The sequence below is a fragment of the Pseudodesulfovibrio sp. S3 genome (assembly GCF_004025585.1).
Lineage (GTDB): Bacteria > Desulfobacterota > Desulfovibrionia > Desulfovibrionales > Desulfovibrionaceae > Pseudodesulfovibrio.
Map to the genome: position 1 here is coordinate 366,868 of NZ_QTZO01000002.1, position 24,110 is coordinate 390,977.

Below are 24,110 nucleotides of genomic sequence, written 5' to 3' on the forward strand. Positions count from 1 at the left end.
GCAGAACAACACTCACCGGCACGACAAGGAGGCGATATGTTCAAAAAGATTCTCCTGGCTGTAACTCCGCAGATCGACACTCCGACCGCACCCAGAGCGGCCTTTGACCTTGCCCGCAAGCGCGGGGCGGAACTGGTGCTGTTCCACGCCCTGCCCATCGGCAGGGACGCTTGGTGTTCCTTTGACGACACCATTCCGGCACAGGCCCTGAATGAATCGGCCAAAGTGAAAATCGCTGAATACTACGCAGACGACCTTAAGGACATCCCCAAACATTCCATACGGGTGGCCTGCGGTCCTGCCCATGAAGAGATGCTCAAGGTTATCCACTCCGAAGGCGTGGACCTGATCGTCATGGGACACCACACCCAGGCCGTACACCGCCCCGATCGCATGTGGGGTGTAGTGGACACCACCATCCGCAAGGTTTGCGCCAATGTCTTTGCTCCGGTCATGGTGGTGACCAACGAAATGACTCCGGGCGCTGAAATAAAGCGCATGGTCATGGCCACCGACTTCTCCACCCCTTCGGACTCGGCCCTGTGTTATGCAATCCAGCTCGCCGCCGCCAATGACGCACACCTGGACATATTCCACGTGCTGGACATCGGCCAGACCACCCCAAACCCCAAATATTACATGCAGTCCATGGATATCTTCATCGACAAGGCCCTGGCGAGGATGCAGAAGAAATACGCCGTGGCCCTGACAGGCATCAGCCACGCCTTCCACTGCTGGGAAGGTATCCCGTACATCGAGATACTCAAACAGGCCCGTTGGGAGCAGGCGGATCTGGTGATCATGGCCCAGTACTCAGGCAGCGAAGAACCGGCCAAACCGGCCATAGGGTCCACCTCCATCCAGGTGGCGCTCTCTCCCGGCTGCCCGGTCATCATCGTCAATTATCGGGCCCGTGTCTGCATGTAGGGAATTCAATGACCAAAAGAGCGGCCCCCATATATATGATAATATGCCTGCTCACGCTGTGCGCCTGCGGTGTGCCCAAGCAGAATATTCCGGTTTCGACCGACCCCATCGGCGCGACCGTCTACCTCGACGGCAAAAAGACATGCACCACCCCCTGCTCGGTCAATCCGGACAAACAGTCCGATCACCTCATCACCATCGTCAAAGAGGGCTATGCGCAGGAGGAAGTCATCCTGAAACGCGAATTCAAACCGGATCGGGCCATCCGTGACGGGCTGATCACCGGTATCATCAGGGGGGGCGATCCCGAGGGCGTTGCTTCTGCCACGGCCCAGGAAGTGGACGAACAGGAACGCAGCGGCGATGCCTACGTGCTGAAACCGGCCCTCGTCACCATCAAACTGACCCCCAAGGGCGACGAGATTTAACCCATGGTCTTTTACAGACGCACCTACGACCGGCCCGGACGGTCCAACCGGGTACAGCCCGTTGGCTCGGCCCTGCCCCGTTTTCTGGACAAACTGGACACCACCGGCGGATATGCCCTGGCCAGACTGTGGCGTGCCTGGGACAGCCTCATGGGAGAAATGGCTCAGATCGCCCGGCCGCTGGGCCACCGAGGCTCGAAAATCATCCTGGCAGCCGAGGACCCGATGGTCATGCAGGAAGCCCAGTATCTGGGCCCTCTGCTGCTCGATAAAATAAACGGTTTCCTGGGCGAAGAAGTCTTTGACAAGGTGGTGTTCGAACTGCTAAACGGCAGAGTTCCTTTGGACGGAGAAGTCCGGCCGGAGGCTCCCGAGCCTCCGAGGAAACTTAAAAGACCTGAGAAGTTAGGCAACTTGAATAAAGAGCTGGACCCCGATTCGCCAGTGGGCAGATGTTATCGGGCGTACCAACGATTGTTTGACGACTCATAACCACATTTTAGCCTCAGGGCTTTTTTTAAGGAGTACACCATGAGTGAAGAAGTAAAAGAAATTTCCTTTGACGAGCTTGGCCTGACCAAGCCCCTGGAGAAAATGACCGCCAAGGAGCTGCGCGCTCTTTGCGTGGAAAAACTCCCCATGATCGTCGGCGCCTCCGGCAAGGACAAGGACGCCCTTGTTCAGGAGATCAAGGACGCCTTCGGCATCGTCGATGAAGAACAGGTCTCTCCCTACAAGAAGCAGATCGCCGAAATCAAGAGGCAGATCCGTGCCCTGCGCGCCCAAAAGAATGAAATGGAAGACCGCGGCAAGCGCACCTTCATTCGCCGCAAGATCAACACGCTGAAGAAGCGTACCCGCAAGCTCGCACGCGCAATTTAATTTTGCGCTAAAAAGGAGTTGACATAAGGGGGCCTAACCCTTAAATCATCTTCTCGCTACTGGGCTGTCGTTCAATTGGCAGGACGACGGGTTCTGGCTCCGTTAATCAAGGTTCGAGTCCTTGCAGCCCAGCCAAATATTGCGTCCCCATCGTCTAGCCTGGTCCAGGACGGCGGCCTTTCACGCCGTTAACAGGGGTTCAAATCCCCTTGGGGACGCCATAAGAAAGCATAGGGTTACGGTTTAAACCGTAACCCTTTTCTTTTTTCTCCTTACAATCTCGAACAACGCCCCTCCCGGGGGAAGCCCGGGACAGCAGGCGCCGCTAACTCCTCAAGACCTGTGAAAAAAAGCGCCGCTACGCAACAGCGCTCAGCTATTCCGATTCTCGTTGACGATGCCCTCCCCTGATGAATATAATCATACTGTTCATATTGTACTCGACGGATCGCAGCCCCAAGAGACCTCGCTGAAAATTCGAGAAGGGTTGAATACAACCAAGGGAAGCATGAAAAGGACCGCCGCAACGACATTGACCCTATCCTATGCAAAGGGCATGGGTATACGGCTGTGGGCTTCCTTCAAGGATCTGCTGCCCATCATTCTGGTCATAGCCTTCTTTCAGGGCGTGGTGCTCCGGCAGCCCCTGCCGGACGTACTGGGAGTCCTGCAAGGGGCCTTGCTCGTGGTCTTGGGCCTGACCCTGTTCATACAGGGACTTGAGATCGGGCTGTTCCCCATCGGTGAGCAGATGGCACATGCCCTGGCGCGCAAGGGCAGTCTGTTCTGGCTGCTGACATTCTCCTTTGCCCTGGGGTTTGCCACGACCGTGGCGGAACCGGCGCTCATCGCCGTTGCGGCCGAAGCCGCCAGCATCGCCTCGAAAGGAGGACTCATCCTGCCAGGCGAGGCCTCCATGAACAGCTATGCCATGGGACTGCGTCTGTCCGTGGCATTATCCGTAGGACTGTCCATCCTCATCGGCGTACTTCGCATCCTGCGCGGTTGGCCTGTGCACCACCTGATCATCGGCGGCTACGTGCTGGTCATGATCATGACCATCTTCGCTCCGAAGGAAATCGTGGGCATCGCCTACGACGCAGGGGGTGTGACCACCTCGACGGTGACTGTCCCCCTGGTGGCGGCACTCGGGGTTGGGCTTGCATCCATAATCAAGGGACGCAATCCGCTGACCGACGGTTTCGGCCTGATCGCGTTCGCGTCCCTGCTGCCGATGATTGCCGTGATCGGGTACGGCCTGTTCATCTTCGGCATATAGCAAGGAGACAAGGATGGAATTACTTTCCGAGTTCATCACAGCCTTTCTCTCTACATGCCGCGACGTGTTGCCCATCGTTGCCCTGCTTGTCGGTTTTCAACTGTTCGTGCTCCGGCAGCCCATTGCACATCCGAAACGGCTGGTCCTGGGCGGAGTGTATGTGGTCATCGGCCTTGCCCTGTTCCTGATGGGTCTTGAAAAAGCCCTGTTCCCTGTCGGACGAATAATGGCCGCCCAGCTTTCCCATCCGTCTTTCCTGATGGGAGGAGCCGAAGCCGTTTCCAGTTGGACCGCCTACGGCTGGATATACGTATTCGCCGCAATGATCGGTTTTTCCACGACCATTGCCGAACCGTCTCTTCTGGCCGTGGCCCTGAAGGCCAAGGAGGTCTCGGGCGGCGGCATCAGCCAATGGGGGCTGCGGATAACTGTGGCTCTGGGCGTAGCCGTGGGCATCGCCCTGGGAACCTTCCGCATAGTCACAGGCACGCCATTGTACATTTACATTCTCGTCGGCTATGTTGTGGTCATCGCACAGACGTTCTTTGCCCCGAAAAAGATCATCGCCCTTGCGTATGATTCGGGTGGGGTGACCACCTCGACAGTGACCGTGCCGCTGGTGGCCGCTCTGGGTCTGGGATTGTCGGAAGCCGTCCCGGGCAGCGACCCGGCCATTGACGGATTCGGGCTGATCGCCTTTGCCAGCCTGTTCCCGATCATTTCCGTCATGACTTACGCCCAGTTGACGCAGTGGGCGACCAATCGCCGAACCAAATCCAATACAGGGGGTACCCAATGAGATTCAAACTTATACTCGCTGCGGTCAAAACACACAGGACCGATCCCATCGTGGATGCCGCAAAGGCCGTGGGTGCCACCGGGGCGACCATCATTGCCGGGCGCGGGACCGGAATGCGCGAAGCATTGACATTTTTTGGACTTGCCTTGGAAGATCAAACCGATATCGTCATGTTCCTGTTGGAGGAACACCTTGTCAATCCTGTTCTGAAGAGCATAGAAGACGCCGGAGAATTCAAGAAACCCGGAACCGGAATAGCCCTGGTCCTGCCCGTCGAGCAGGTCGTCGGCATGGAGAGCCAGATCGAACGGTTCAAGGAAGAGGTCAGGGAAAAGTACCTGTAAACGACTGTCGAGCCGTGGTGACGCCGTCATCCGGCCTTGGAGGGAGTATGTCTGAACCCATTGTCCGCGTTGGCGATGTCATGAGTAAAGAAATATTGAGCATCGATGGTATGACCTCGGCCTCCGAGGCTGCCAGAAAGATGCGCGAAATGCGCGTGTCCGAACTCCTGGTGGATCGCCGCCACGAAGATGACGCCTGGGGAGTGGTGACCATTACCGATCTGGTCAAGAAGGTCATTGTTCCCGGATTGGATGGAGATAAGGTCGATGTATATGAGATCATGACCAAACCGATCATCACTGTCCCGGCCAGGATGGACATCCGATACGCCGTTCGCCTGATGAACAGAACCGGAGTACGCAGCGCCCCGGTCGAAGACATGGGCGAGGTGGTCGGCATGGTAACGCTCTCGTCCCTGGTCCTGAACAACAATCTGCTATGACTCTTTGCCCGCAAAGAACCATTGATCAAAACCGACAAGGAGTGTCGCCATGTGGTTTTTCCACGCCGCCCTGCAGTCCGTAATGAACATGAAACGCAGGTGCAAACGTTGCGGAAAGACACAACTCGTCCGCCTGGTGGACAAGAACAAGACCGTATCCTGCAAGCAGTGCGGCGGAGAACTGCCGCCGCCTAAGGACCGTGCCGGATCGGATTAAATCCGGGCACAGCGCCGGAGCAGAAAAACCGAGTTCTTCCCGAAAGTGTGCCCGCGGTTTCACGGCACAGCTTCGCAACCGGGACGGGGCTGTCAATTCTTCAGTGCGTCGACTCTTCCGCCGCCCGCTCCAATTCACCCAACAGGACGTCGAGATCAAGGCCGTAGCGTTCAGCCACGATTGTCACGGTTTCAAAGAGCGCCTTGCAGAGCAGGCATTCACCAGCCTGTTCGTCAAACGAATGAAAAACCGCTTCCGTGGCCCGGTATCGGTACACGATATCCAGGAGCGTCATGTCAGAGGTGATGCGGCGGCCGGTCATGTCAATTCATCCATGGCCCGTTTCAGGGCTGCCGGGATATGCCTGACCAGTTCCCCTATCTGCGTGGCCGGAGTCGGCGCGGCGAGTTGTCCGGCGTAACGGTTGGCCTGGGCCGCTACATATGAGGCCTCGGCTACGGTCAGACCGTACTCCACCAGGGCACAGGCCATGCCGGTCAGCGTGTCGCCCGTACCTCCCATGGCTTCCATGGCCTCTTCGGACGGGCCGGTGACCGTGGCCAGAATGCCGCTGCGGTCCGCAATGTAATCCGTATTACCCTTGACCAGCAGGCAGGCGGCAGCGTTGTCGTGAACATAGGCGCGCCCGACAAGTTCCGGCACCCGGCCTTCGTCCTGAAGAATGAAACCGCGCGTGTAGAAAGGATGCGGTGCCGTCTCGTCGGCCAGGAAGGCCAACTCCCCTGCATCGGGCGTAAACAGGGCGTATTCTCCGGCCTGGCCGCTCATCTTGGCCGCATACATGAACCCGGCGTCCGCGATAAGTGTGGGCGGCGGCGTCATGGACAGTGCGGTCAGCAGAACCTTGTTGTGCCAGTCCACATCCGGCTGGAGATAATGAAAGACCATGGAGGAAAAAGACCTGTCGGGCAGGGTTTCAGTCAAATGGCGATAGAGCGTTCGGCTGCCCTTGCCCAGTCCCTCATCGCCCACGAGAAATGCGTGGGGCAACGGCAGGCCAAGATGCCGACACGCGATGGAGGCCGCAGCCAGCAGGGCCGGTGTGCCCCGATCCGGACTGACAACCCGACCAAAGACACGCAGGCTGTCGTCCGCAAGCTCCACAGGCGCATCCAGCACCGGGACCGTGGGGTCCGGGATTGTTCCGACTATGGCGAGCATAAACGCAGCATCTCCGCGTGGGCGAGTTCCAGGGCGTAGCCGCACAGGGTATGCCCGATGTCCCGCGGCGCAGGTGCGTCATCCAGGGTACAACCGATCAAACGGGCCGCGATGTACGGCACGTCCGGGCACCCTCCTCCGGACACGTTGACGATGACACGGGTATTCTTTTCCACGGTGATTTTCATGTTTGCGGCGCGAACCATCAGGTACTGGCCGAAATCCTTGACCTGAAACAGATCCACCGGCGCGAGCAGCGGCCCGGTCACCGGCAGCACTTCCATGGGAGCGACCCCGGCTCCTTTCAGGCTGCGCAGGATATCGAGTTCCTCCATGAGCGGGAACTCCACCACCAGATCGCACCCCTTCTGGACCTCGGGAGGCGGCCCCATGACCTTCACGGCATAGCCCGCCGATTTAAGGATCTGCTCCGCCCGGATGACTTCGCTGGTGTGCTCAAAAACCAGAAGTCCCCGATCCGCGCGCTGGTCAGCGCGCGGACGGGGCGCTATTCTCTTGAACAGGTCGCGAAAGGCCAAATCAATCTCCAGCCAGCTTCAGGCAGTATTCCCCGTTGTCCTCAGTAATGGACTCCACACGCCATCCCTTTGCCTGAACGGCGCGGGACACGTTTTCCTTGGATGCCTCGGTGTCCACCAGAACCTCCAACTCGCCCGAACCCATGGCCTCGATCTTGGCCAGGGTGTCCAGAACCGGCTGAGGGCAGGAAAGGCCCCGTGCGTCTATTGATTCTTTCATGTCACGCCCCCCTTAAGCTGCTTTTTTTCGCATGGTAAAACCGATGAACAAACAGACGGCCAGACCGATGAACACAGCGGCTATGCCATGTGGACCAACGCCCTTGGGAGAACTGGCCAGACCGAAGTTATGGGCAAACCCGGCACCGACGATCATGCCGAGCACGAAGACTGCGGCGTCGCCGTCACCTTCACCGGCCAGGAACAACTGCCTGCCGGGGCAGCCTCCTGCCAGCGCAAAGCAGAGACCGGCCAGAAGCATGCCCATGAAGTTCCAAAGCCCCTGAGTATGGGCCACAGGTTGACCGTCAAAACCGAGATTGAACTGTCCCAGAACCAGGTTAAGGGCAAAAGCCGCCACCAGCAAGGCAACCACGCCGGAAAGCAGATGTACCTGCTTGAAAAGGATCAGGTCGCGGAACGCGCCCATGGTGCAGAAACGACTGCGCTGGGCCAGGACACCCACCAGCAGACCGACACCCAGGGATATGAGCAGAGGGGCGTGCATGGCGCCGGGGCCTTTGAGGCTGTAGAAGAGCACATCGGTCTTGGGCTGGTCAGCCACTTGCGGATACAGGAACATCAGGACCAGAAAACCGACCATGAGCAAGGGCATGAGGAGTCCCACGGACCAGTAGGTCTTCTGGCTGCGCCCGAGGTTGTACCCCTGCCGGAAGAACATGGTGCCCACGCCGATGCCCACGATCAGGCCCGCAAGCCCGAAGAGCGAGTTGAGGTCTCCTCCGGCCAGGCGCAGAACGGCCCGCCACGGACAACCCAGAAATACCAGAGCCCCGATCATGGCGAACGCGCCCAGGATGAAGCGGACTATTGGCGCGGAACCGGCCCTCGGACGAAAATCCTTGCCTACGAATGCCGCCCCCAGGGCACCGAGCACGAAACCGATGATCTCCGGGCGCATGTACTGGACCACGCCCGCCCGGTGCAGCCCTACCGCCCCTGCAATGTCCCGCTCAAAGCAGGCCACGCAGATACCCATGTTCCCCGGATTTCCCAGGTACTGGAGCAGCGCGGCCAATCCGCCTATCACCAGCCCAACGGAAATGATGCCTTTTCGTGTGGCGAAAAAGTTACTCATACCTCCTCCTTTCCTAATAGAATATTGTCCAACGGTCCCCCATTAAAACTTCTGGAACATTAGCCCCTTGACATAGACGGGACCAATTGTTTTATATCTTGTTGCCACATATTATATATAGATACCATCTATACATCTTCGCATATTGCCTTGCTGGACAACGGCGCAGTAGCTGTCCCCGCCCCTTTGCAAAGCGAAAAAGGGCTACGGCTTTCACGGTTTCGTGCCCATGAAGGCGCAACTTTTCCCAATACGTTCGTGGGGCAATCCAAGGGTTGATACAGTCTCTTTTTCGACCCGGCCATCTCTTTAGGACAGCCAACCGGATCAGACTGACCATGATTGCCTGGGACAATCGCATTCCCGTCTTCGAAAAAACTTGCATCGCATCAAATAATGTGTAAAAGACGCCATTCCAGACGAGGCAAACCGGCAACACAGGGTTCCAGACTACCCGCCGGAAACGCCAGTCGCTCCATGCGTCCCCATCGTCTAGCCTGGTCCAGGACGGCGGCCTTTCACGCCGTTAACAGGGGTTCAAATCCCCTTGGGGACGCCATGATATCAAAAGAAGCAACTGCATCAGCGGTTGCTTCTTTTTTTTGGTCGGACGTCAGCCGGTCCGGCCGGGCAGAGCTCCATACCACTGTCATTGAAAAATGACGGAAGAGCCTGTAGGAATACGACCTCACCGATCAACTCTCAGGACAAATGCCATGACTCCAGCTATCAATCAGGCAAAAAAGGCCAAAATTCCCTACACCGTTCATGAATACGAGCACGATCCCGCTGCAGAGTCCTACGGCAGGGAGGCGGCAGTAAAGTTGGGTGTCGAGGCCGGAAAGGTATACAAGACCCTGGTTGTCGACGGATGCAAAGACCTGATCGTGGCCGTGGTGCCCGTCATGTGCCAGCTGGACCTCAAGCTACTGGCCAAGGCTGCGGGTGCCAAGAAACTGGTCATGGCGGACGTCAGAAAGGTGGAGCGGACCACGGGCTATGTGGTCGGCGGCGTCAGCCCGATGGGACAGAAGAAGCGGCTGATGACCTTCATCGACGCCTCGGCCGAAGAGCATTCCACCATGCTCGTCAGCGCCGGACGCAGGGGACTGGAAATCGAACTGGCCCCGGCAGACCTGTCGGCGATGACCGGCGGTGTCTTTGCGCCCCTGGCGAAATAAATTTCTCTGATCCCCTAATCCTCGGGGACGACGCGCACCGTCACCCTGTCACCCGGAGCAAACCTCGCTTCGCTGTTCGGCCGGTGCGCCTCCACCATCGGAAACCCCGAATCATCGACCTTGTGCAGCCGGTAGCGCACATACGCCCCCATGAAAAGGGCCTCGACCACGCTGAAAGCCCCCTGCCCGTCCCGCACCAGGACGATCCTCTCCGGGCGCACGAAAACCTGCCCGGTCCGTGGGGCTGCCGCCGCTCCGAACGTCCGGGAAAAGGTTTCATCCAAGGCAAAGCTGTTGACGCTGCCCAGAAAACCCGCGGCAAACGCGGAAACCGGCCGCAGATACATGGCTTCCGGCAGTCCCACCTGCTCCAGGCGACCATCCCGCATGAGCACGATGCGGTCGGCCAGGGCAAAGGCCTCCTCCTTGTCATGGGTCACGAAGATGGTGGTGATCCCCAGCCTCCGCCGCAGATCGGCCAGCTCGGCCCGCATGGCCTCCCTCAACCGCGCATCCAGGTTGGAGAACGGCTCGTCCAAAAGGAGCGCGTCAGGGTTGGTCACCAGAGCGCGGGCCAGGGCCACCCGCTGCTGTTCCCCGCCGGACAGTTCATACACCCGGCGGTCGCCGTATCCTTGGAGCCGGACCATGGCCAGGGCATCTGATGCGGCCCTTTTCACTTGGCCGCCCGGCAACCTGCCTCGGCTACGCAGTCCGTACGCGACATTCGCGAACACGTTCATATGCGGGAACAGGGCATAGTTCTGGAATACGAAACCGAGGTTGCGCTCCTGCGGGGCCAGTCCATTCATGTCCCGTCCGTTGATGCGGATTTCGCCGGAGTCCGGCTGTTCCAGACCGGCGATGATGCGCAGGGTGGTGCTCTTGCCGCACCCGGACGGGCCGAGCAGACAGCACAACTCGCCCTGCCGGAAATGCATGGACAGGTCATTGACCGCGTGAGCGCCGCCAAAAGCCTTGCTCACGCCGATCAACTCGATATCAGCGCTGGCCGAGGATGTCGGCAGGTGTTCGTATTGCTTCATTGCTCTTTCGATTCATGGTTGTTGCTGCGGCAAAGCACGCCGCGCCGAAACCGGCCATGGCCAGCATGATGACGGACAGGGCCGCAGCCTGCCCCACGTCTCCCCGCACCACGGCTTCGAAAACGTCAACGGACAGGAGCCGCGTGCCCGGGGTAATGATGAATATGATGGAGCCGAGCGACTGCACGGCAGACACGAAGGCATACAACCCGCCCGCCAGCATGGCCGTTCGCACGGACGGCAGGATTACCCGGAAAAAAGTACGCAGCATTGAAGCGCCCAGCGAAAGGGAGGCCTCCTCCTGGGCGCGGTCCTGCCGGGCCAGCACGGACGCCCCGGCACGAAGGCCCATGGGCAGTTTGCGTATGACCAGATTGAGCACGATGATGGCCCAGGTCCCGGTCAGGACCAGTGGCGGCCTGTTGAACGCCAGGGCATAGCCCACGCCGATGAACGTACCCGGCACGGCAAAAGGCAATGTGGCCATGATGTCCAGCGCCCCGGCACCGGGAATGCGCATCCGCTTGACGAGGTAGGCAAGGACCTGCCCGCCGAGGGCGGCCAGAAAACCGACCATGAGCGAGAACAGCAGGGTATTGCGCGCGCTTTCAAAACCGCGCGTGGCCACGGACTCGAAGTACATCAGGGTCGGCGCATAATCCCCGCCCATGCGCTTGGTAAAGGCCGCCAGGAGCACGGACGCCAACAGCGCCAGCATGAACAGGCAAAACACCATGCACAGGAACCAGACGGCCCGGCCCGGCCACCCGCCGAGGGGCAGCCGCTTCACCGGCTTGGACTGGTCCATGACCTGGGTGCGCCCGAAACGCGATTCCAGCAGCGCATACCCGGCATAGGCCAAAAGGCAGAATGCCAGGAGCGTCATGTTGAGGGTCGAGGCCATGGACGCATCATACTTGCCGATGAGCTGGGTATAGGAAGCCGAGGCCAGGGTATCGAAAGGACCTCCCACGACCAGCGGGGTGCCGAAATCCGACATGGAGTGCATGACATTGAGTAAAAACGCGGCCACCCCCAGAGGAGAAGCAAGGGCAAACGTGATGGTGCGCAGGATGCGCCATGATCCGGCACCGAGACTCCCGGCCACTTCTTCCAGGGCCGGATCGATGTTTCTGAGCGCGGCGACTCCCAGGAGAAAGGCCGTTGTGGACTGGTCCACCACCTGAAGCACGAGCACGCTTTTCCAACTGTACACGTCCCAGGAAATGCCCAGCCACTGGTACGTGACCAGACCATTGCGCCCGAACAGGAAAATGTAGGCGATGGAGGAGACGAACCCCGGAAGGATGATGGGAAGCAGAGCCGCAACGCCCATCAGGCGACGAAACGGCGCATTTGTCTTGATGACGATCACGGCCAGGGTTCCGCCCAACAACGACGCGGCCAGACCGCCGGCAAGGGCCACACCCATACTGGAACCGATGATGGAGGCGAAACGCGGCCCTTCGAAAAGCCTGCCGTAGGAAGCCAGGCCCCACACGCCGCTCGGGCGCAGGCTCTCCAGCAGGACGGTGAACGCCGGATACACCACCAGCAGCAGCAACAGGGCAAATGCCGTGCAGGATATCAGATAGCTGCTTTTCCTGGATGAATGACAAAGCATGGATTGGCCGTCCTCGCGCAGGGAACAAGACGGGCTTCCGGTCGTTCAGCCGGAAGCCCGTCGGGGGGGGGGCTATTGGAATTTCGGGAACCGTTCGTTGAACTGCCGCATCACCCGCTCACGCTCGTTGCCCCAATGCAGGATGTCATAGGGGACAAGATTCAGTTGGGAGAGGCTGGGCACGCCGGGCAGGGTCTCGACATCCGTGGTGGGCACCCGGGGGCTGGCCTCCATGAGGATCTGCTGGCCCTCCGGGGTCAGGCACCAGTCCACAAATGCCTTGGCGTTTTCAGGATGCTTGGCATTGGCAATGATGGAGACAGGGGAAGGCCAGGCCAGAACGCCGTCTTCCGGAAAGACCACGGCCAGCGGGGCATCGGGATTTCTCCCGGCGAGGTTGTGCGGATCAGGCGCAATGCCCACGGCATATTCGCCCGCCAGGGCCATCTTTCCGGGAGCGGAACCGCTCTTGGTCAAAAAGGGAATGTTGGCATAGAGCTTGTCAAGAAGCGGCCAGCCGGCTTCCTCGCCCTTGATCTGCAGGACGCCGGAAATCGTGGTGTACGCCGTGCCCGAGGTGTTGGGATTGGAGGCCGAGACCTCATCCATGTATTCGGGCGAGGCCAGCTCGGCCCAGGAGACGGGGACCTTCAGTCCCTTGGAGGCCAGACGATCCTTGTTGACCAGAAATCCGACGACAACCAGGGAAACTCCTGTCCAGTACCCATCAGGGTCCTTGAACGCGGCCCCCACACGCTTTGCGTTCGGAGCGACGAAGGGTTGGGTCAGCCCTTCCTTCTTGGCCTGGATGAAGGCGTCCGAGCCGCCCCCGAACCAGACGTCAGCGCCGGGATTGGCCTTTTCCGCGCGAAGCCTAGTCAGCACCTCGCCGGAAGACATGGTCAGAAACGCCACCTTGATGCCCGTGGCCTCTTCGAACTTCTGCGCAATGACCTCCGGGCCGCCATATGCCACATACATGGTCAGCGTGTTTTCTTCCTTGGCCAGGGCAGCGCCCGAGCACAAGAAAAGCATGAGGAACAGGGTCAGACTCCAGCCCAGGTATTTCATGGTGTGCATTTCGTTCTCCCAGTCACAATGGTTGTTGCCGTGGATTTCTCACGATGCAACACCCTAATGGAAATGGGGCGATTCGAAAAATAGCTAAACGACATAGCTCCTTGCCGCTCCATAGAGCACAGCTATGCAACTTGCACGGATACCCGCCAGTCTGGACGGAGTCGGGCTATACGGCCACGTCCACTGCTTCCCATAAATTGACCTCGGCCACACCCGTCACCAGATCAGCCGTCGCCTCACGCATGGAGTCCATGTGCGGAGTCCGCAGATGGGCGGCAAGGTGGGCCGGGCTTTCCCAAATTTCATAAAACAGAAAGACGTTGCCGTACTCGGACCGATGCAGGTCGTAGCGGATGCAGCCGTCCTCGGCCCGGACAGCGGCCACCACCTTTGCCAGTTCCCTTTCCAGTGCCGCCTCGCAGCCGTCCTTTGCCATGACCGTAGCCGAAACGTATGTCAGCGCCATTATGTACTCCTTGGTTGCGTGATCGCCTTGAAATGAAAACGACCACAAGGTAGCCTAGTCTCACATGTCGAACAACAGGAGTTTCCATGACCGAAAAAATCAATCTTCAAGAAAAATTCAATCTGTTCAACGAGCTTTGGAGCCCGAAGCTGGTGAGCCAGGTCAACGACATGCACGTCAAACTCGTCAAAATCGACGGCGATTTCATCTGGCACTCCCACGATACCGGGGACGAGATGTTCTTCGTGACCAAAGGGCGGCTGACCATGCGATTTCGGGACCATGACGTCATGCTCGAGCCGGGTGAATTCATCGTCGTCCCCCACCAGGTGGAGCACATGCCGTCCTGCGAGGATGAAACGTGGATAATGCTTTTTGAAGCCGCTTCCACAGTCAACACCGGCACCGAGACATCAGACCGGACCAGGCGGGTCGAATCGATATGACAACCGGCCAAAATAAAGTGTAACCACACAAGCTCTCTCGACGATGATATTTTTGCTAGCGTGCTTTCCCGCCGCTGATCCGTCCCAAGGACAGTGAGGCCCTCCTCCTTGAGGGGCACCGCCTCAACTTCGCCCGAAGACACAGGATCTCCCGGGGGGGGTGCTTGGGGCTTGTGCTTTAATGCTCACCCTGCTTATGTTTCCGGCGTGACAAACGAAAAGGGTAAAATGCCCGCATACCTGGGTGACGAAAAAGTCATAGAACTCGTGCTCGATGGTGACCTGGACGCCTTTGCACTCCTGCTTGAACGGCATGAGAACCTTGTCTCCCGGCTTGTGGCAGCCCATGTGCCCACTGAGCATGTGGCAGAAGTCGCCCACGAAGTATTCATCCGGGCATATCGGAGCCTGCCTGGATACAAACCGGTCAAACCCTTTTGCAATTGGCTGACTACTGTTGCCCTGCGATGCTGCAATGATTTCTGGCGCAAACAATACCGTAACAAGGAAGCTCCGGTATGCGACATGAGCGAAGACGGGCAACGCTGGCTTGACACGGCCCTGGCTGCGGATTCGGCAGAGGTATTCGAAACTCTGGCCAGACAACGCGAACTACGGGAAATCCTGGACACGGTCCTGGCTCGGTTGTCGCCGCTGGATCGGATGGTGCTCTCCCTGACGTATCTTGAAGAGCATACGACCAAGGAAACCGCCGACATGCTCGGCATCAGCGTACCCAACGTCAAAGTGCGCGCATTCCGGGCAAAACGTAAACTCAAGGTTTTTCTCAAACGCTACGGCATCCAAGGAGAGGAGCATGAAGCGTAACATCCCACGGACATCCTTCCGCAAACTGCTGCAACACATCCATGCGAACCGCAGCGGATGGCAACCCACCCGGACCTGGCGTCAGGCCGTCATGGAAGACGTGGCACGAATCCACGCCTCGGTCATGGCCGTCGAACTCGACCGCCTGGCCCCCCGATTCACCTTTGCGGCGGCGGTCATCTCGGTGGCCAGCCTCCTGGCCGCCACCTGGTCCCTGAACGACCTGCCGGGACAACTTTTTGCCGTCCTTTCCAGCCATGCATTGCAACTTGGCCCCCTGGGACTCGGGCTATGAGGAGCAAACAATGCTGAACTGGAAAATATGGATGGCATTTGCAGCAGTCTTCCTGGCTGGCGCCATTGTCGGCACCACCTGTACCGGCCTGTTCATCAAGCATCATTTCACCCCGCCCAAGGACAAAAATGCCTTCCGGGAAAGAATGACCCAACAGTTGACCGACGGCATCCAGCATGGGCTTGACCTCTCAGACCAGGAAATGGAACCAATTCGAACCGAAGTGGCGGCCGCGCTCAAGCTGTTGCAGGACATGCATGCCGAGATACGCCCAAAAGCCGAGGCCATCATCGCCGAAGGCATCAGACGGGTGAAAATTCATCTCTCGCCGGAGCAACAGGTTGCATTCGACCATATGATAGAAAAGACCCGCAAGCGGGAGTTCAACATCTTCCGCCTCCCGCCGCCGCCTCCGCCCTTCCCCTAGGCCGAGGTGCAAAACCACACCCAAACGCTTCCCACTTGTCCGGGCCGAACAAAGTTGATAGGTGTCTGTTTCCGACAGGCACCTATGCACTGCTAGCCCCACGCCCCGATCACGCCCAGCGAATTCCAACACACAAGGGCCTGAATCATTGGGAACAGTTCGGCACAGGACATGCCGGTCACGCAAAAACTGCAAGGAAGCGTTTCGGCACCGGTGTGTCGCTTGGTCTTCAAAACCAATGTGTGGGATAACACTCACAGGCAGGTTCGACTCCTGTACGCTTCCGCCAATATTGAACAAAAATACCGATCAGCAATGATCGGTATCTTTCGTTTTCCAACTTTCCCCAGCACTACCCCCATCAGGCGGACATAACGTTTGCGCCCCCCCCCTCCTCTTTTGACAGAGACAACCTTGCCTATAACTCAGTCAACATCTGCCCCAAACAATGAGTGAAGGAAGGCCATGGGCAAAACTCCCCAGAAAGTCAAAGCAGACAAGCAAAATCTAAATATCCCTTACAGACCTGTCTATGCGAGTTCACAAACACTTGCAAAACGCCTTCAAGAGAAAAGGAGCTCTCTCATCATCATTCAGCACACAGGCATTGATGGTGACCTCAGCGAGGAACTCGATATCGTTTACCTGGGAGTTCCGCTACGACGAGGCTGGCCGGCTTTTCGAGGCCCGTCTTGACGGCAGACTGATCTGCCAGTGCTATTATGATAGGGAAGGCCGCCGCTCGCGGGACTACTTCCCGGCCACCGTGGGGTCCGGCTACCGCGACTACCGATACAACCTGGACAACCAGCTGATGAGCGCGGGCAACAACGGGTACACGCACGATGAAAACGGATTCCGTTCCATCTGGTCGAACGGCGGCACATACCACCTGTACGAGTATACGCCGGACTACCGGCTGCTCAAAAGGAGGTGGAGAACCAGGGCCACGTCTACACATACCGCCACGACGAGGACGGCAGGCGGGACGCCAAGTATCTCAATGACCAACTCGTCGAAGCCTACCAATGGCTCGACTTCGTCCGGCTCGGCGCGTTCCACGACGGGCGTATGGGTTACGAGTTCGGGTACGGAGACAACGAGCGGCTACCCTCGACCATGGGGCGCGAGGACGGGGCCGTGCTCGCCCTGCACTACGACCAGGTCGGTTCCCTGCGCGTGGTTGCCGACGCGTACGGCAACGTGATAAAGGAAGTTCTTTATGATCCCTTCGGCGGAATTATAGCGGACACCAATCCGGGCCTGCGCGTGCCCATCGGCTTTGCAGGCGGCCTGCACGACCGCGATTTGTGGTTCGTCCGCTTCGGCTGGAGGAATTACGACACCTTCACCGGCAGGTGGACCGCGCCCGCCCCCATCGGAGACAGGGGCGGTGATCCGGACTGGTATGGCTATTGTTTGGATGATCCGGTCAACGGGGTGGACCCGTTGGGGCTTGCTTCGAAGAAGTACGCTGGTGCGGATTCCGAGGCCGGGCTATTTTTCAAAATTGGCGGATTGCAGTACGCCAACGACAAGGAGGAGTTGGATGTACTTGATCAGGACGGCCAAACGCGGAAACGGTCCAAAACCACATCGGGCAAGCCTGGGGTCAAGGACCATACATTGAAGAACAAGGGTCCGATTCCTCCTGGTGAGTATGGGTTGTTGCCAAAGGATATCACCAAGAACAAGTGGCACCAGCCTCTTTTCGGAGATTGGGGCGACTATAAGGTTCCCCTTAAAGCGACCGGGCAGACCGAACTTCATGAACGATCAGACTTTTTCCTCCATGGGGGAAAGGTCCCTGGAACTCAAGGATGTGTCGATATGGGAAGCGGAGACAGGGAGCTTTTTCCTTTACTGGAAAAACAAAAAGGGGAGATACGCTTTAAGGCGAAGTAATCATCTTACCCGGGGATGCCCTGAAAAGGGCATCCCTTTTCGGAAGTCATGAACACACTTATCGTTTTATATCCAACCGTTGTCCATTTCGCTTACCTTATTTCTGTCTACAATGCGGATTCGCGTGTTGTTAATTAAATCGTTCTCGCCCTCTCCTTCTTGCCATTGATATGGCTTTTGCAAAAACGGAGGCTGACGGTGTCTTCATTTCTGTCGCTGATCAAATTGAGTTGTTACGGTGCGGTGCTGCTCAGTATCGTTGATTATTTTGACCCATACTATCCAAAGATGGTTTTTGACGATTGGACCGTATTCCTCCGGTTCGCTGTCTATGTGATTTTGTATGTTGCGGTACTTCTTGTGGCTTGGTTAGCCGAGAAATTGTTTTCTCGGGGCAAGAGTGTACCTGGCTCCTAAAGGCACGGACCCCGATAATGAAAAAATGGATTCCTTGTTCAGTCCTCTTGATGTGTGCCATTGTTTTTAGTTCTTGGCTTCATTCGTTTTTTCCGCCGGATATCGGGGTGGTCATCCTTGAGAACGACAGTGGGCAGGACATCGTTGAAGCAACTATACGGATTCGGGAAATCGAACTCGTTTTTCCGAAAATTCCTGATGGGGATTTTTGTGCAGCCCGCTATGAAATCCCCGGAGATTCGCATTACGAGGTGCTGGTCTCTCTTGAATCGGGAAAAACGATGAGTCTTGAGTCCGAATATATGACAAATGGTGCGGATACCTTCGATGTGATGACGGTTCGGAAGAACCAGGTCGTTCATCGGTTATCGCAACCGTCAGGAATTCTTGTTCCCAAATGAAAAACGTGAACAGAAAAACGAAAAAACGGGGTCAGGTCTTGCTTTTTGTTGTTTTGGCAATAAGCCTACTAACCCAACTAAAATGAAGGCCTGTGTGATTTGCGATTTCCTGCTATGTATACTTATGTACTGCAAATGCCTGGCTCATAGCCTCATTTCTGTCTGATTTACAGAGGAGAAGTGGGTTCTCTTTGTTGGACCACAGAGGGGCGGATTTAAGGTGGACAAATCTACGGGTCACGTTGCCTTGCGGGTTTTCTTTCTGAAAAAAACGGACATGCGGTCATTATGGCCGCATGTCCGTTTGGTGTGTTGTGCCAGTGGACGGCTTTCTAGTACAGATGGCCGGCGTTGTGGAGTTGGCGTTCTTCCGCCGGGGGCGGGGTCCATTGGTAGAGCCAGGTTTCGGAGAGCGTTTGTTTGCCGGATTTGAGGAACAGGCGCAGGTTGATCGGGGTTTCGGTCCGGTCGGGCGGGACGAGGTCGAAGCGGACCCGGTAGCCGTTTACGGAGTGCAGCGGCTCGACCCGGACCAGCTCGATTTTTCCTGCGGCTGCGGTGATGGAGGCGGTGACTTCGGCGTCCCTGCCTATCTGGCCAAGGGGGCCTCCGGAGAAGTCCACCACGAAGCGTTTGCTGTACTCGGTGCGCCGTTTGCCGACCGCGCCGCCCAGTCCGGTGAAGGTGTCCACCACATGGGCCAGTTCCTGCGGACCGGGCGAGGCCGTGCCCCAGAAGAGGTCGTAGCTGTAGAGCAGTTCCTGGCCTGGTTCGATGTCTTTGTCCGGGTGCCAGAAGGCCACTATGTTGTCGAAGGTTTCATCCAGGGTCGGAATCTCCACGAGCTGCACCGATCCCTTACCCCAGTCGCCGCGCGGCACCACCCAGAGGCCGGGGCGTTTGTCGTAGTATACGCCGTCGTCCTGATAGTGGTCGAAGTTCAGATCGCGCTGGAGCAGGCCGAACGCCTTGGGGTTTTCATCCATGTATCCATTGAAGCGTAAAATGCGCGGATTGTTCAGGGGCCGCCATATCCATTCGCCCGAGCCGGTCTGCATCGCAAGACCGTCGGAATCATGGATTTCCGGCCGCCAGTCGTAGCCTGTGCGACGGTCGTTCTCGCCCACCATGTACATGCTGGTGAGCGGGGCGATGCCAAGGCGTTCGATGGACTTGCGGGGATAGAGCGCGGCATCCACGCGCATGGTCAGCGTGTCGCCTGGCGTGATGTCGAAACGGTAGGCTCCGGTGATGCTGGGCGAATCCAGGAGGGCGTAGACCGTGGCCGTGTTGCTGCCCGGATCGGGACGTTGCAGCCAGAAGGAGGTGAAGGTCGGGAATTCCTCGGGCCGGGGCAGGGCTGTATCCACGGCCAAGCCGCGCGCGGACAGGCCGTACTGCATCTCCTTGCCCACGGCGCGAAAATAGCTCGCGCCGAGGAAGGCGACCACGTCGCGGATCCAGTCCGGGCTGAACTGGAGGCGGAAGCCGGCAAAACCGAGATCCGCCGGAAGTTTCCCGGGATTGATCTTGGACTTGCCGTAATCGAAGAGCTTGGGACTGTACTCGATCTTTTGGGCTTTGCCGTCCTTCAGTTCATGTATGGATATGGGTTGCAGGAAGTACAGGCCCAGGTGGGACAGGTGGGCCCTGAACTTTGAATCCGTTTTGCGCCACAGGGAATGGTCGGTGTTGAAACGGATGGCCTGATACTGATCCCAGGTCATCTTCTTCACCGCCTTGGGCACAGCGCCCTTGTGGTCGATGTATGATGTTTGGGCCAGGGCGCGAGCCTTGCCTTTGAGTATGGCGTAATCGAAAGGCTCGGAAGCCGACGAAGCGGCTCTGACTGTCTTCGGCCCCAGGAACATGGCGGCCTCATCGTCGGGAAGAGTCGGCAGCATAGTCATGCCCACCACAGCAAACAGCAAAGTGGCAAGTATCCTTGTTCTGCGTAATGAAATGAAGCGAATGTATCGGACAGGCATTTGTTCTGTCTCCTTTGTTATCTGTATCAAAACCAATCGACCCGTGTCCTTTTCCGCGGTGCGGGTAGATTTGCAATGGGGTCCTTATGACAGAATCGCGGCGACAATGCCAGCCGGAAGCATAACGGTAGGGAAAAGTGCAAAAAATGATACAACTTGCAGATAGTTAGCGTGTGAAGAACGACCGATTTCGAATAGGCTGGGCATCCCCGCTAAGGAACGTATGGAATCAATTCCCAGTTGTCAGCACAAAATAGTCATCGGCCCCCGAATGCCGCCTGGGGAAATGGGGTCAGGTCTTGTTCTTTGTCCTTTTGTTAACTAAAACAACAAAAAGCAAGACCTGACCCCGTTCTTATAATTCAAGGCCTGACCCCTTTCCTCACCTTTCCTCACTTATAGAGCAATTATGCTTGGTTCATAATCGTCAAAACACTTTTTAATCAATCCCTCATAATTAAAACTACCATCGCTGTTAACAAATTCATCGGATTGAAATATATAGTCCATACAGTAGGGGTCAGGGACAATACTCTTCAATTCAATTGCTATTTCAACATCCCTCTCTTCTGTTGTGTCAGTCTCAAGCAGTTCTTGGATAAGATGTATAACCCTACTCTTGGTATCGATATTCATATATTGATTCCTGCTTGGTGATATTAGGAATGGGGTCAGGTCTTGAATTATAAGGTTTCAGGCGTCATCTTTTTCACAATTCGGCATCTACAAGTATTGCCTTATATCGTCCTTGAAACACATGCCCTGAACGGCCATGGCGGCGATTGAAGGACTGTGTATACACGCCGTTGATATGCCGCATTCCTGCGGAGAGATTTGCATCCGGGGTCTCAAGAAGCAAATGATAATGATTGCCCATCAAAATAAACGAATGGAAAACAAAATTAAATCTATCAGATACGGTTCCCAAAAGAGCAAGGAAGCCCTCTCGGTCCGAATCGTCTTCAAAAATCGGTAATCGCGCATTTCCGCGCGTCATCACATGATAAAATGCATCAGGATATTCTATGCGTAGTGGTCTTGTCATGCAGAGGGCATACAGGCAAAAAAACTTATAATTCAAGACCTGACCCCGTTCCTATACAAGACCTGACCCCGTTCCTATACTAAACTCACGAATCGAGTTCTCCTACCTGATCTTTAAGCAAGCCATCCAGATCATTTTCATATTTGTGGCGCTCTGGGTAGTAGACAGATTCAGGTATGTTGATGCTTTCATTAATCTTTTCTACTGCGTACTTTAAATCCAGGCAATCAATAGGGATTTTATTTGGATATGGGGGCTGTAAAGTTTTTATATGTTTTTTGAGCCCACAAAAAATACCCCAACACATTAGGTTTCCCCATTCGCCATGGACACTTTTCGTATCTATATCCCAAAATAAACCATCCAGCCACTCGCACGATAGCCCCTCTTGGTCATCCCAGAGTATACAATCTCCAATTAAGATATCTCTGGGCCATTGCTTTTTTACATCTTCAAATATTTGTGTCAGACGCATTGATTCATCCTCATTGAACAAACAGAATGGGGTCAGGTCTTGCTTTTTGTCCTACGCTTCAAAAACAACAAAAAAGCAAAACCTGACCCCTTTCTTATATGCTTACTGTAGTTCAAGACCTGGTTCATTCTTGATAATTTAGCGCCTCTAGTGCAATTGTGCACTTTTTTTCAATTCTATTTCATCTATATCGTCGCCATCTCGCAAATGAGGATCTGGGCAATACGCTTCAACTGCGTAGCAAAGAGTATTTAATATCTCATAGTCTTTTTCTGGAATTTCTTTTGCTTCATTAGAAAAGATTCTAAAGTATTCTTTTTGAAAAGTTTCTGCTTTAGTTTTTTTATTTAAAAAAGTAACAATCATTTTTATATACACTTTTCTTGAGTAGTGGCTGTTAACCATATCTATGTGCATTGCCATTAAAGGCTCCCTCTAGATAAAATATTGGTTAATTGTTTGTTATTTAACTTCCACCCACTAAGAAATTCACCATTACGTTTAGTTATCATGTTTAGTCCTGTTTTTGGGTCAACGAAATGAATAACCTCATCTCCTCGGTATGTTCCTTCGATCGCCTTCACTGTAGGGCTATTTAGAATTAGAGGGAATTAGAGGGACAGTATACCTAATTCCGCTTCTTCGGGCCGGGTTTCCGGGGTCGCAAGTCCACTCCTGTACGGGCTTGCAACCGATCGAAAAACGCGTCGTTGCCGAGTGGGCGGCCTGTCCGTGCATGCTTACTCAAGGCATCCATAGCATCCTGCGCATCCCCTGAGGCTATGAAGCTTCGCCAATCCGGAACCATGGAAAGCAGAGGCCCTGCCTTTACCAGAATATCGTCCCGCCCCTGCAAATGGGCCAGGGCGCTGCTCCAGGGGTAATCGGCAGGGTCCGAGACCATGCCTGCACGCACGGGATTGCGTTCGATATAGCGGGCCGCCGCGAGCGCATGCGCCTCATCCATGACAAAGGAGGAAAAGCGATCCTGCCACAGGTGGCCGGTCCAACCCTCGCGCTTGTTGACATGGAGCGAGTAGCGGCGGTGAGCCTCCCCGAAAGCCAGGCGCAAACCGCTTTCGGTCTCTGGAACGGCAATCAGATGCACATGATTGGTCATCAGGCAGTAGCACCAGATGGCCACGCAATGTCTGTCGCACCACTCCCTGACAAGTTCCAGATACAACTGGTAATCCGCCTCGCAAAAGAACGTGGGCAATCGACGGTTTCCTCGCTGCACCACATGGTGGGCCTCACCGGATACGACAATACGAGCAATTCTCGGCATGGGCGCAATATCCTACATGGACTCTACCAAGTCAAGAATTAGGTATACTGTTCCCCTAATTCGAGGTATACTGTCCCCCTAATTCCTGTCCCCCTAATTCCCAAAATGTGAAACTTCTATTATGAACGCTCAATTATTAACTCACACGATCCGTCTTCTAACCCCGTCAACTCATCTAAATGCATATGCTCCCCCTTCAAAGTGTCATCCATTGAAAACAACAAAAACAGTCGTGCTAATGATAAAAATCCTGCAGAATTAGCTTTTAGTACTACTTCGTTTGAAGCATTGATGTGAACTTCAACTTCAACTCCATTTTTCCAATAGTTGCCGTCTGGTAAGTCAAAAGAGTATTTCATACACTAGTCCTTGATATTTATACGTAAGTTGTCACCTTTTTTAATCATCATCTTCCCTGGCTTGTTAGGATTTGGACTCAACAATTCAAGGGACGGAATTAGAGGGACGCGGAATTAGAGGGACAGTATACCTAATTCCGCTTCTTCGGGCCGGGTTTCCGGGGTCGCAAGTCCACTCCTGTACGGGCTTGCAACCGATCGAAAAACACGTCGTTGCCGAGCGGGCGGCCTGTCCGTGCATGCTTACTCAAGGCATCCATATCATCCTGCACATCCTCTGAGGCTATGAAGCTTCGCCACTCCGGAACCATGGAAAGCAGAGGCCCTGCCTTTACCAGAATATCGTCCCTCCCTTGCAAATGGGCCAGGGCGCTGCTCCAGGGGTAATCGGCAGGGTCCGAGACCATGCCTGCACGCACGGGATTGCGTTCGATATAGCGGGCCGCCGCGAGCGCATGCGCCTCATCCATGACAAAGGAGG

The 24,110-nt window shown here is 56.1% G+C and carries 32 protein-coding genes, 4 tRNA genes and 1 pseudogene; 20 read left to right on the forward strand and 17 right to left on the reverse strand.

All coding sequences use genetic code 11. The features are described from left to right. Positions 1-36 precede the first annotated feature (36 nt). The 11 genes from DWB63_RS03460 (at position 37) to DWB63_RS17195 (ending at position 5,319) form a co-directional block, all read left to right on the forward strand. The gene (locus DWB63_RS03460; protein ID WP_128327415.1) at positions 37-927 is read left to right on the forward strand and encodes a universal stress protein; all 891 of its coding nucleotides are present in this window, start codon (positions 37-39) and stop codon (positions 925-927) included. Between the two features lie 8 nt (positions 928-935). Continuing rightward, a complete protein-coding gene (locus tag DWB63_RS03465) occupies positions 936-1,355 on the forward strand; it encodes a PEGA domain-containing protein (RefSeq protein WP_128327416.1) in 420 nt (139 codons plus the stop codon). 3 nt (positions 1,356-1,358) lie between these two features. Next, the gene (locus DWB63_RS03470) at positions 1,359-1,847 is read left to right on the forward strand and encodes a DUF721 domain-containing protein (protein WP_128327417.1); all 489 of its coding nucleotides are present in this window, start codon (positions 1,359-1,361) and stop codon (positions 1,845-1,847) included. A 39-nt stretch (positions 1,848-1,886) separates the two neighbouring features. Further along, entirely contained in the window at positions 1,887-2,237 is a 351-nt protein-coding gene (locus tag DWB63_RS03475) for a hypothetical protein (RefSeq protein ID WP_128327418.1), read from the forward strand. Between the two features lie 60 nt (positions 2,238-2,297). After that, positions 2,298-2,372, forward strand: a tRNA-Gln gene (locus DWB63_RS03480). Positions 2,373-2,380: 8 nt separating this feature from the next. Next, positions 2,381-2,458 (forward strand) — tRNA-Glu (locus tag DWB63_RS03485). A gap of 335 nt (positions 2,459-2,793) precedes the next feature. After that, positions 2,794-3,516, forward strand: coding sequence for a DUF1538 domain-containing protein (locus DWB63_RS03490; RefSeq protein ID WP_128327453.1), 723 nt, complete (start codon positions 2,794-2,796; stop codon positions 3,514-3,516). A gap of 13 nt (positions 3,517-3,529) precedes the next feature. Continuing rightward, on the forward strand, positions 3,530-4,315 hold the full coding sequence (locus tag DWB63_RS03495) for a DUF1538 domain-containing protein (protein ID WP_128327419.1): 786 nt from the start codon (positions 3,530-3,532) through the stop codon (positions 4,313-4,315). After that, the gene (locus DWB63_RS03500) at positions 4,312-4,659 is read left to right on the forward strand and encodes a P-II family nitrogen regulator (RefSeq protein WP_128327420.1); all 348 of its coding nucleotides are present in this window, start codon (positions 4,312-4,314) and stop codon (positions 4,657-4,659) included. The genes DWB63_RS03495 and DWB63_RS03500 overlap by 4 nt, the downstream gene beginning before the upstream one ends. Positions 4,660-4,706: 47 nt before the next feature. Then, entirely contained in the window at positions 4,707-5,102 is a 396-nt protein-coding gene (locus tag DWB63_RS03505) for a CBS domain-containing protein (protein ID WP_128327421.1), read from the forward strand. A 49-nt stretch (positions 5,103-5,151) separates the two neighbouring features. Beyond that, the gene (locus DWB63_RS17195; protein WP_164879778.1) at positions 5,152-5,319 is read left to right on the forward strand and encodes a hypothetical protein; all 168 of its coding nucleotides are present in this window, start codon (positions 5,152-5,154) and stop codon (positions 5,317-5,319) included. Positions 5,320-5,419: 100 nt separating this feature from the next. Here DWB63_RS17195 and DWB63_RS03510 read toward each other — a convergent pair whose 3' ends face one another. Genes DWB63_RS03510 through yedE form a run of 5 tightly spaced genes read right to left on the reverse strand, consistent with a single transcriptional unit; the run spans position 5,420 to position 8,358 of the window. Continuing rightward, positions 5,420-5,641, reverse strand: a complete 222-nt coding sequence (locus DWB63_RS03510) for a hypothetical protein (protein ID WP_128327422.1) — start codon at positions 5,639-5,641, stop codon at positions 5,420-5,422. Then, the gene (locus tag DWB63_RS03515) at positions 5,638-6,501 is read right to left on the reverse strand and encodes an NAD(P)H-hydrate dehydratase (RefSeq protein ID WP_128327423.1); all 864 of its coding nucleotides are present in this window, start codon (positions 6,499-6,501) and stop codon (positions 5,638-5,640) included. Before DWB63_RS03515 ends, DWB63_RS03510 begins: the two co-directional genes overlap by 4 nt. Beyond that, positions 6,489-7,040 carry a DUF3343 domain-containing protein gene (locus tag DWB63_RS03520; protein WP_128327424.1) on the reverse strand — a complete coding sequence of 184 codons (552 nt, stop codon included), beginning with the start codon at positions 7,038-7,040 and terminating at the stop codon, positions 6,489-6,491. The genes DWB63_RS03515 and DWB63_RS03520 overlap by 13 nt, the downstream gene beginning before the upstream one ends. Before the next feature lies 1 nt (position 7,041). Further along, the gene (locus tag DWB63_RS03525; protein ID WP_128327425.1) at positions 7,042-7,260 is read right to left on the reverse strand and encodes a sulfurtransferase TusA family protein; all 219 of its coding nucleotides are present in this window, start codon (positions 7,258-7,260) and stop codon (positions 7,042-7,044) included. Positions 7,261-7,272: 12 nt separating this feature from the next. Then, positions 7,273-8,358: a YedE family putative selenium transporter gene (yedE, locus tag DWB63_RS03530; RefSeq protein ID WP_128327426.1), complete on the reverse strand. Its 1,086-nt coding sequence runs from the start codon at positions 8,356-8,358 to the stop codon at positions 7,273-7,275. A gap of 481 nt (positions 8,359-8,839) precedes the next feature. Between yedE and DWB63_RS03535 the strand changes: the two genes are divergently transcribed. Further along, positions 8,840-8,917, forward strand: a tRNA-Glu gene (locus DWB63_RS03535). Positions 8,918-9,074: 157 nt separating this feature from the next. After that, a complete protein-coding gene (ybaK, locus tag DWB63_RS03540; RefSeq protein ID WP_128327427.1) occupies positions 9,075-9,539 on the forward strand; it encodes a Cys-tRNA(Pro) deacylase in 465 nt (154 codons plus the stop codon). Between the two features lie 14 nt (positions 9,540-9,553). Here ybaK and DWB63_RS03545 read toward each other — a convergent pair whose 3' ends face one another. From DWB63_RS03545 to DWB63_RS03560, 4 genes are all read right to left on the reverse strand, one after another. Continuing rightward, the gene (locus tag DWB63_RS03545) at positions 9,554-10,585 is read right to left on the reverse strand and encodes an ABC transporter ATP-binding protein (RefSeq protein WP_128327428.1); all 1,032 of its coding nucleotides are present in this window, start codon (positions 10,583-10,585) and stop codon (positions 9,554-9,556) included. Beyond that, entirely contained in the window at positions 10,542-12,209 is a 1,668-nt protein-coding gene (locus DWB63_RS03550) for an iron ABC transporter permease (protein ID WP_128327429.1), read from the reverse strand. The genes DWB63_RS03545 and DWB63_RS03550 overlap by 44 nt, the downstream gene beginning before the upstream one ends. Before the next feature lie 72 nt (positions 12,210-12,281). Then, positions 12,282-13,289: an ABC transporter substrate-binding protein gene (locus DWB63_RS03555; protein ID WP_206613126.1), complete on the reverse strand. Its 1,008-nt coding sequence runs from the start codon at positions 13,287-13,289 to the stop codon at positions 12,282-12,284. A 166-nt stretch (positions 13,290-13,455) separates the two neighbouring features. Then, positions 13,456-13,755, reverse strand: a complete 300-nt coding sequence (locus DWB63_RS03560; protein ID WP_128327430.1) for a putative quinol monooxygenase — start codon at positions 13,753-13,755, stop codon at positions 13,456-13,458. Between the two features lie 86 nt (positions 13,756-13,841). Between DWB63_RS03560 and DWB63_RS03565 the strand changes: the two genes are divergently transcribed. The 7 genes from DWB63_RS03565 to DWB63_RS03595 all read left to right on the forward strand — a co-directional run bounded on the left by DWB63_RS03565 (position 13,842) and on the right by DWB63_RS03595 (position 18,474). Continuing rightward, positions 13,842-14,201, forward strand: coding sequence for a cupin domain-containing protein (locus tag DWB63_RS03565; protein WP_128327431.1), 360 nt, complete (start codon positions 13,842-13,844; stop codon positions 14,199-14,201). Positions 14,202-14,408: 207 nt separating this feature from the next. Then, on the forward strand, positions 14,409-15,029 hold the full coding sequence (locus tag DWB63_RS03570) for an RNA polymerase sigma factor (protein WP_241648590.1): 621 nt from the start codon (positions 14,409-14,411) through the stop codon (positions 15,027-15,029). Further along, the gene (locus DWB63_RS03575) at positions 15,019-15,324 is read left to right on the forward strand and encodes a hypothetical protein (RefSeq protein WP_128327433.1); all 306 of its coding nucleotides are present in this window, start codon (positions 15,019-15,021) and stop codon (positions 15,322-15,324) included. The genes DWB63_RS03570 and DWB63_RS03575 overlap by 11 nt, the downstream gene beginning before the upstream one ends. 31 nt (positions 15,325-15,355) lie before the next feature. Further along, positions 15,356-15,751, forward strand: a complete 396-nt coding sequence (locus DWB63_RS03580) for a hypothetical protein (RefSeq protein ID WP_128327434.1) — start codon at positions 15,356-15,358, stop codon at positions 15,749-15,751. A gap of 195 nt (positions 15,752-15,946) precedes the next feature. After that, positions 15,947-16,040 (forward strand) — tRNA-Sec (locus tag DWB63_RS03585). 644 nt (positions 16,041-16,684) lie between these two features. Continuing rightward, on the forward strand, positions 16,685-17,656 hold the full coding sequence (locus DWB63_RS03590) for an RHS repeat-associated core domain-containing protein (protein ID WP_241648591.1): 972 nt from the start codon (positions 16,685-16,687) through the stop codon (positions 17,654-17,656). A 434-nt stretch (positions 17,657-18,090) separates the two neighbouring features. Further along, positions 18,091-18,474 carry a hypothetical protein gene (locus DWB63_RS03595; RefSeq protein ID WP_128327435.1) on the forward strand — a complete coding sequence of 128 codons (384 nt, stop codon included), beginning with the start codon at positions 18,091-18,093 and terminating at the stop codon, positions 18,472-18,474. Positions 18,475-18,806: 332 nt separating this feature from the next. Here DWB63_RS03595 and DWB63_RS03600 read toward each other — a convergent pair whose 3' ends face one another. The 8 genes and pseudogenes from DWB63_RS03600 to DWB63_RS17200 all read right to left on the reverse strand — a co-directional run. Beyond that, a complete protein-coding gene (locus DWB63_RS03600; RefSeq protein WP_241648597.1) occupies positions 18,807-20,378 on the reverse strand; it encodes a glucan biosynthesis protein D in 1,572 nt (523 codons plus the stop codon). Positions 20,379-20,858: 480 nt separating this feature from the next. After that, positions 20,859-21,098 (reverse strand): hypothetical protein, encoded by a 240-nt coding sequence (locus DWB63_RS03605; RefSeq protein WP_128327437.1) that lies wholly within the window; start codon positions 21,096-21,098, stop codon positions 20,859-20,861. A gap of 73 nt (positions 21,099-21,171) precedes the next feature. Then, complete coding sequence (locus tag DWB63_RS03610) at positions 21,172-21,507, reverse strand: transposase (RefSeq protein WP_128327455.1); 336 nt, start codon at positions 21,505-21,507, stop codon at positions 21,172-21,174. 85 nt (positions 21,508-21,592) lie between these two features. Next, positions 21,593-21,982, reverse strand: coding sequence for a hypothetical protein (locus DWB63_RS03615; protein WP_128327438.1), 390 nt, complete (start codon positions 21,980-21,982; stop codon positions 21,593-21,595). Positions 21,983-22,129: 147 nt separating this feature from the next. Then, positions 22,130-22,405 carry a colicin immunity domain-containing protein gene (locus DWB63_RS03620; RefSeq protein ID WP_128327439.1) on the reverse strand — a complete coding sequence of 92 codons (276 nt, stop codon included), beginning with the start codon at positions 22,403-22,405 and terminating at the stop codon, positions 22,130-22,132. A gap of 205 nt (positions 22,406-22,610) precedes the next feature. Beyond that, positions 22,611-23,270 carry a transposase gene (locus tag DWB63_RS03630; RefSeq protein WP_128327440.1) on the reverse strand — a complete coding sequence of 220 codons (660 nt, stop codon included), beginning with the start codon at positions 23,268-23,270 and terminating at the stop codon, positions 22,611-22,613. A gap of 119 nt (positions 23,271-23,389) precedes the next feature. Then, positions 23,390-23,629 carry a hypothetical protein gene (locus DWB63_RS03635; RefSeq protein ID WP_128327441.1) on the reverse strand — a complete coding sequence of 80 codons (240 nt, stop codon included), beginning with the start codon at positions 23,627-23,629 and terminating at the stop codon, positions 23,390-23,392. Between the two features lie 131 nt (positions 23,630-23,760). Further along, positions 23,761-24,110, reverse strand: a pseudogene (locus DWB63_RS17200) (hypothetical protein); the annotation flags it as partial.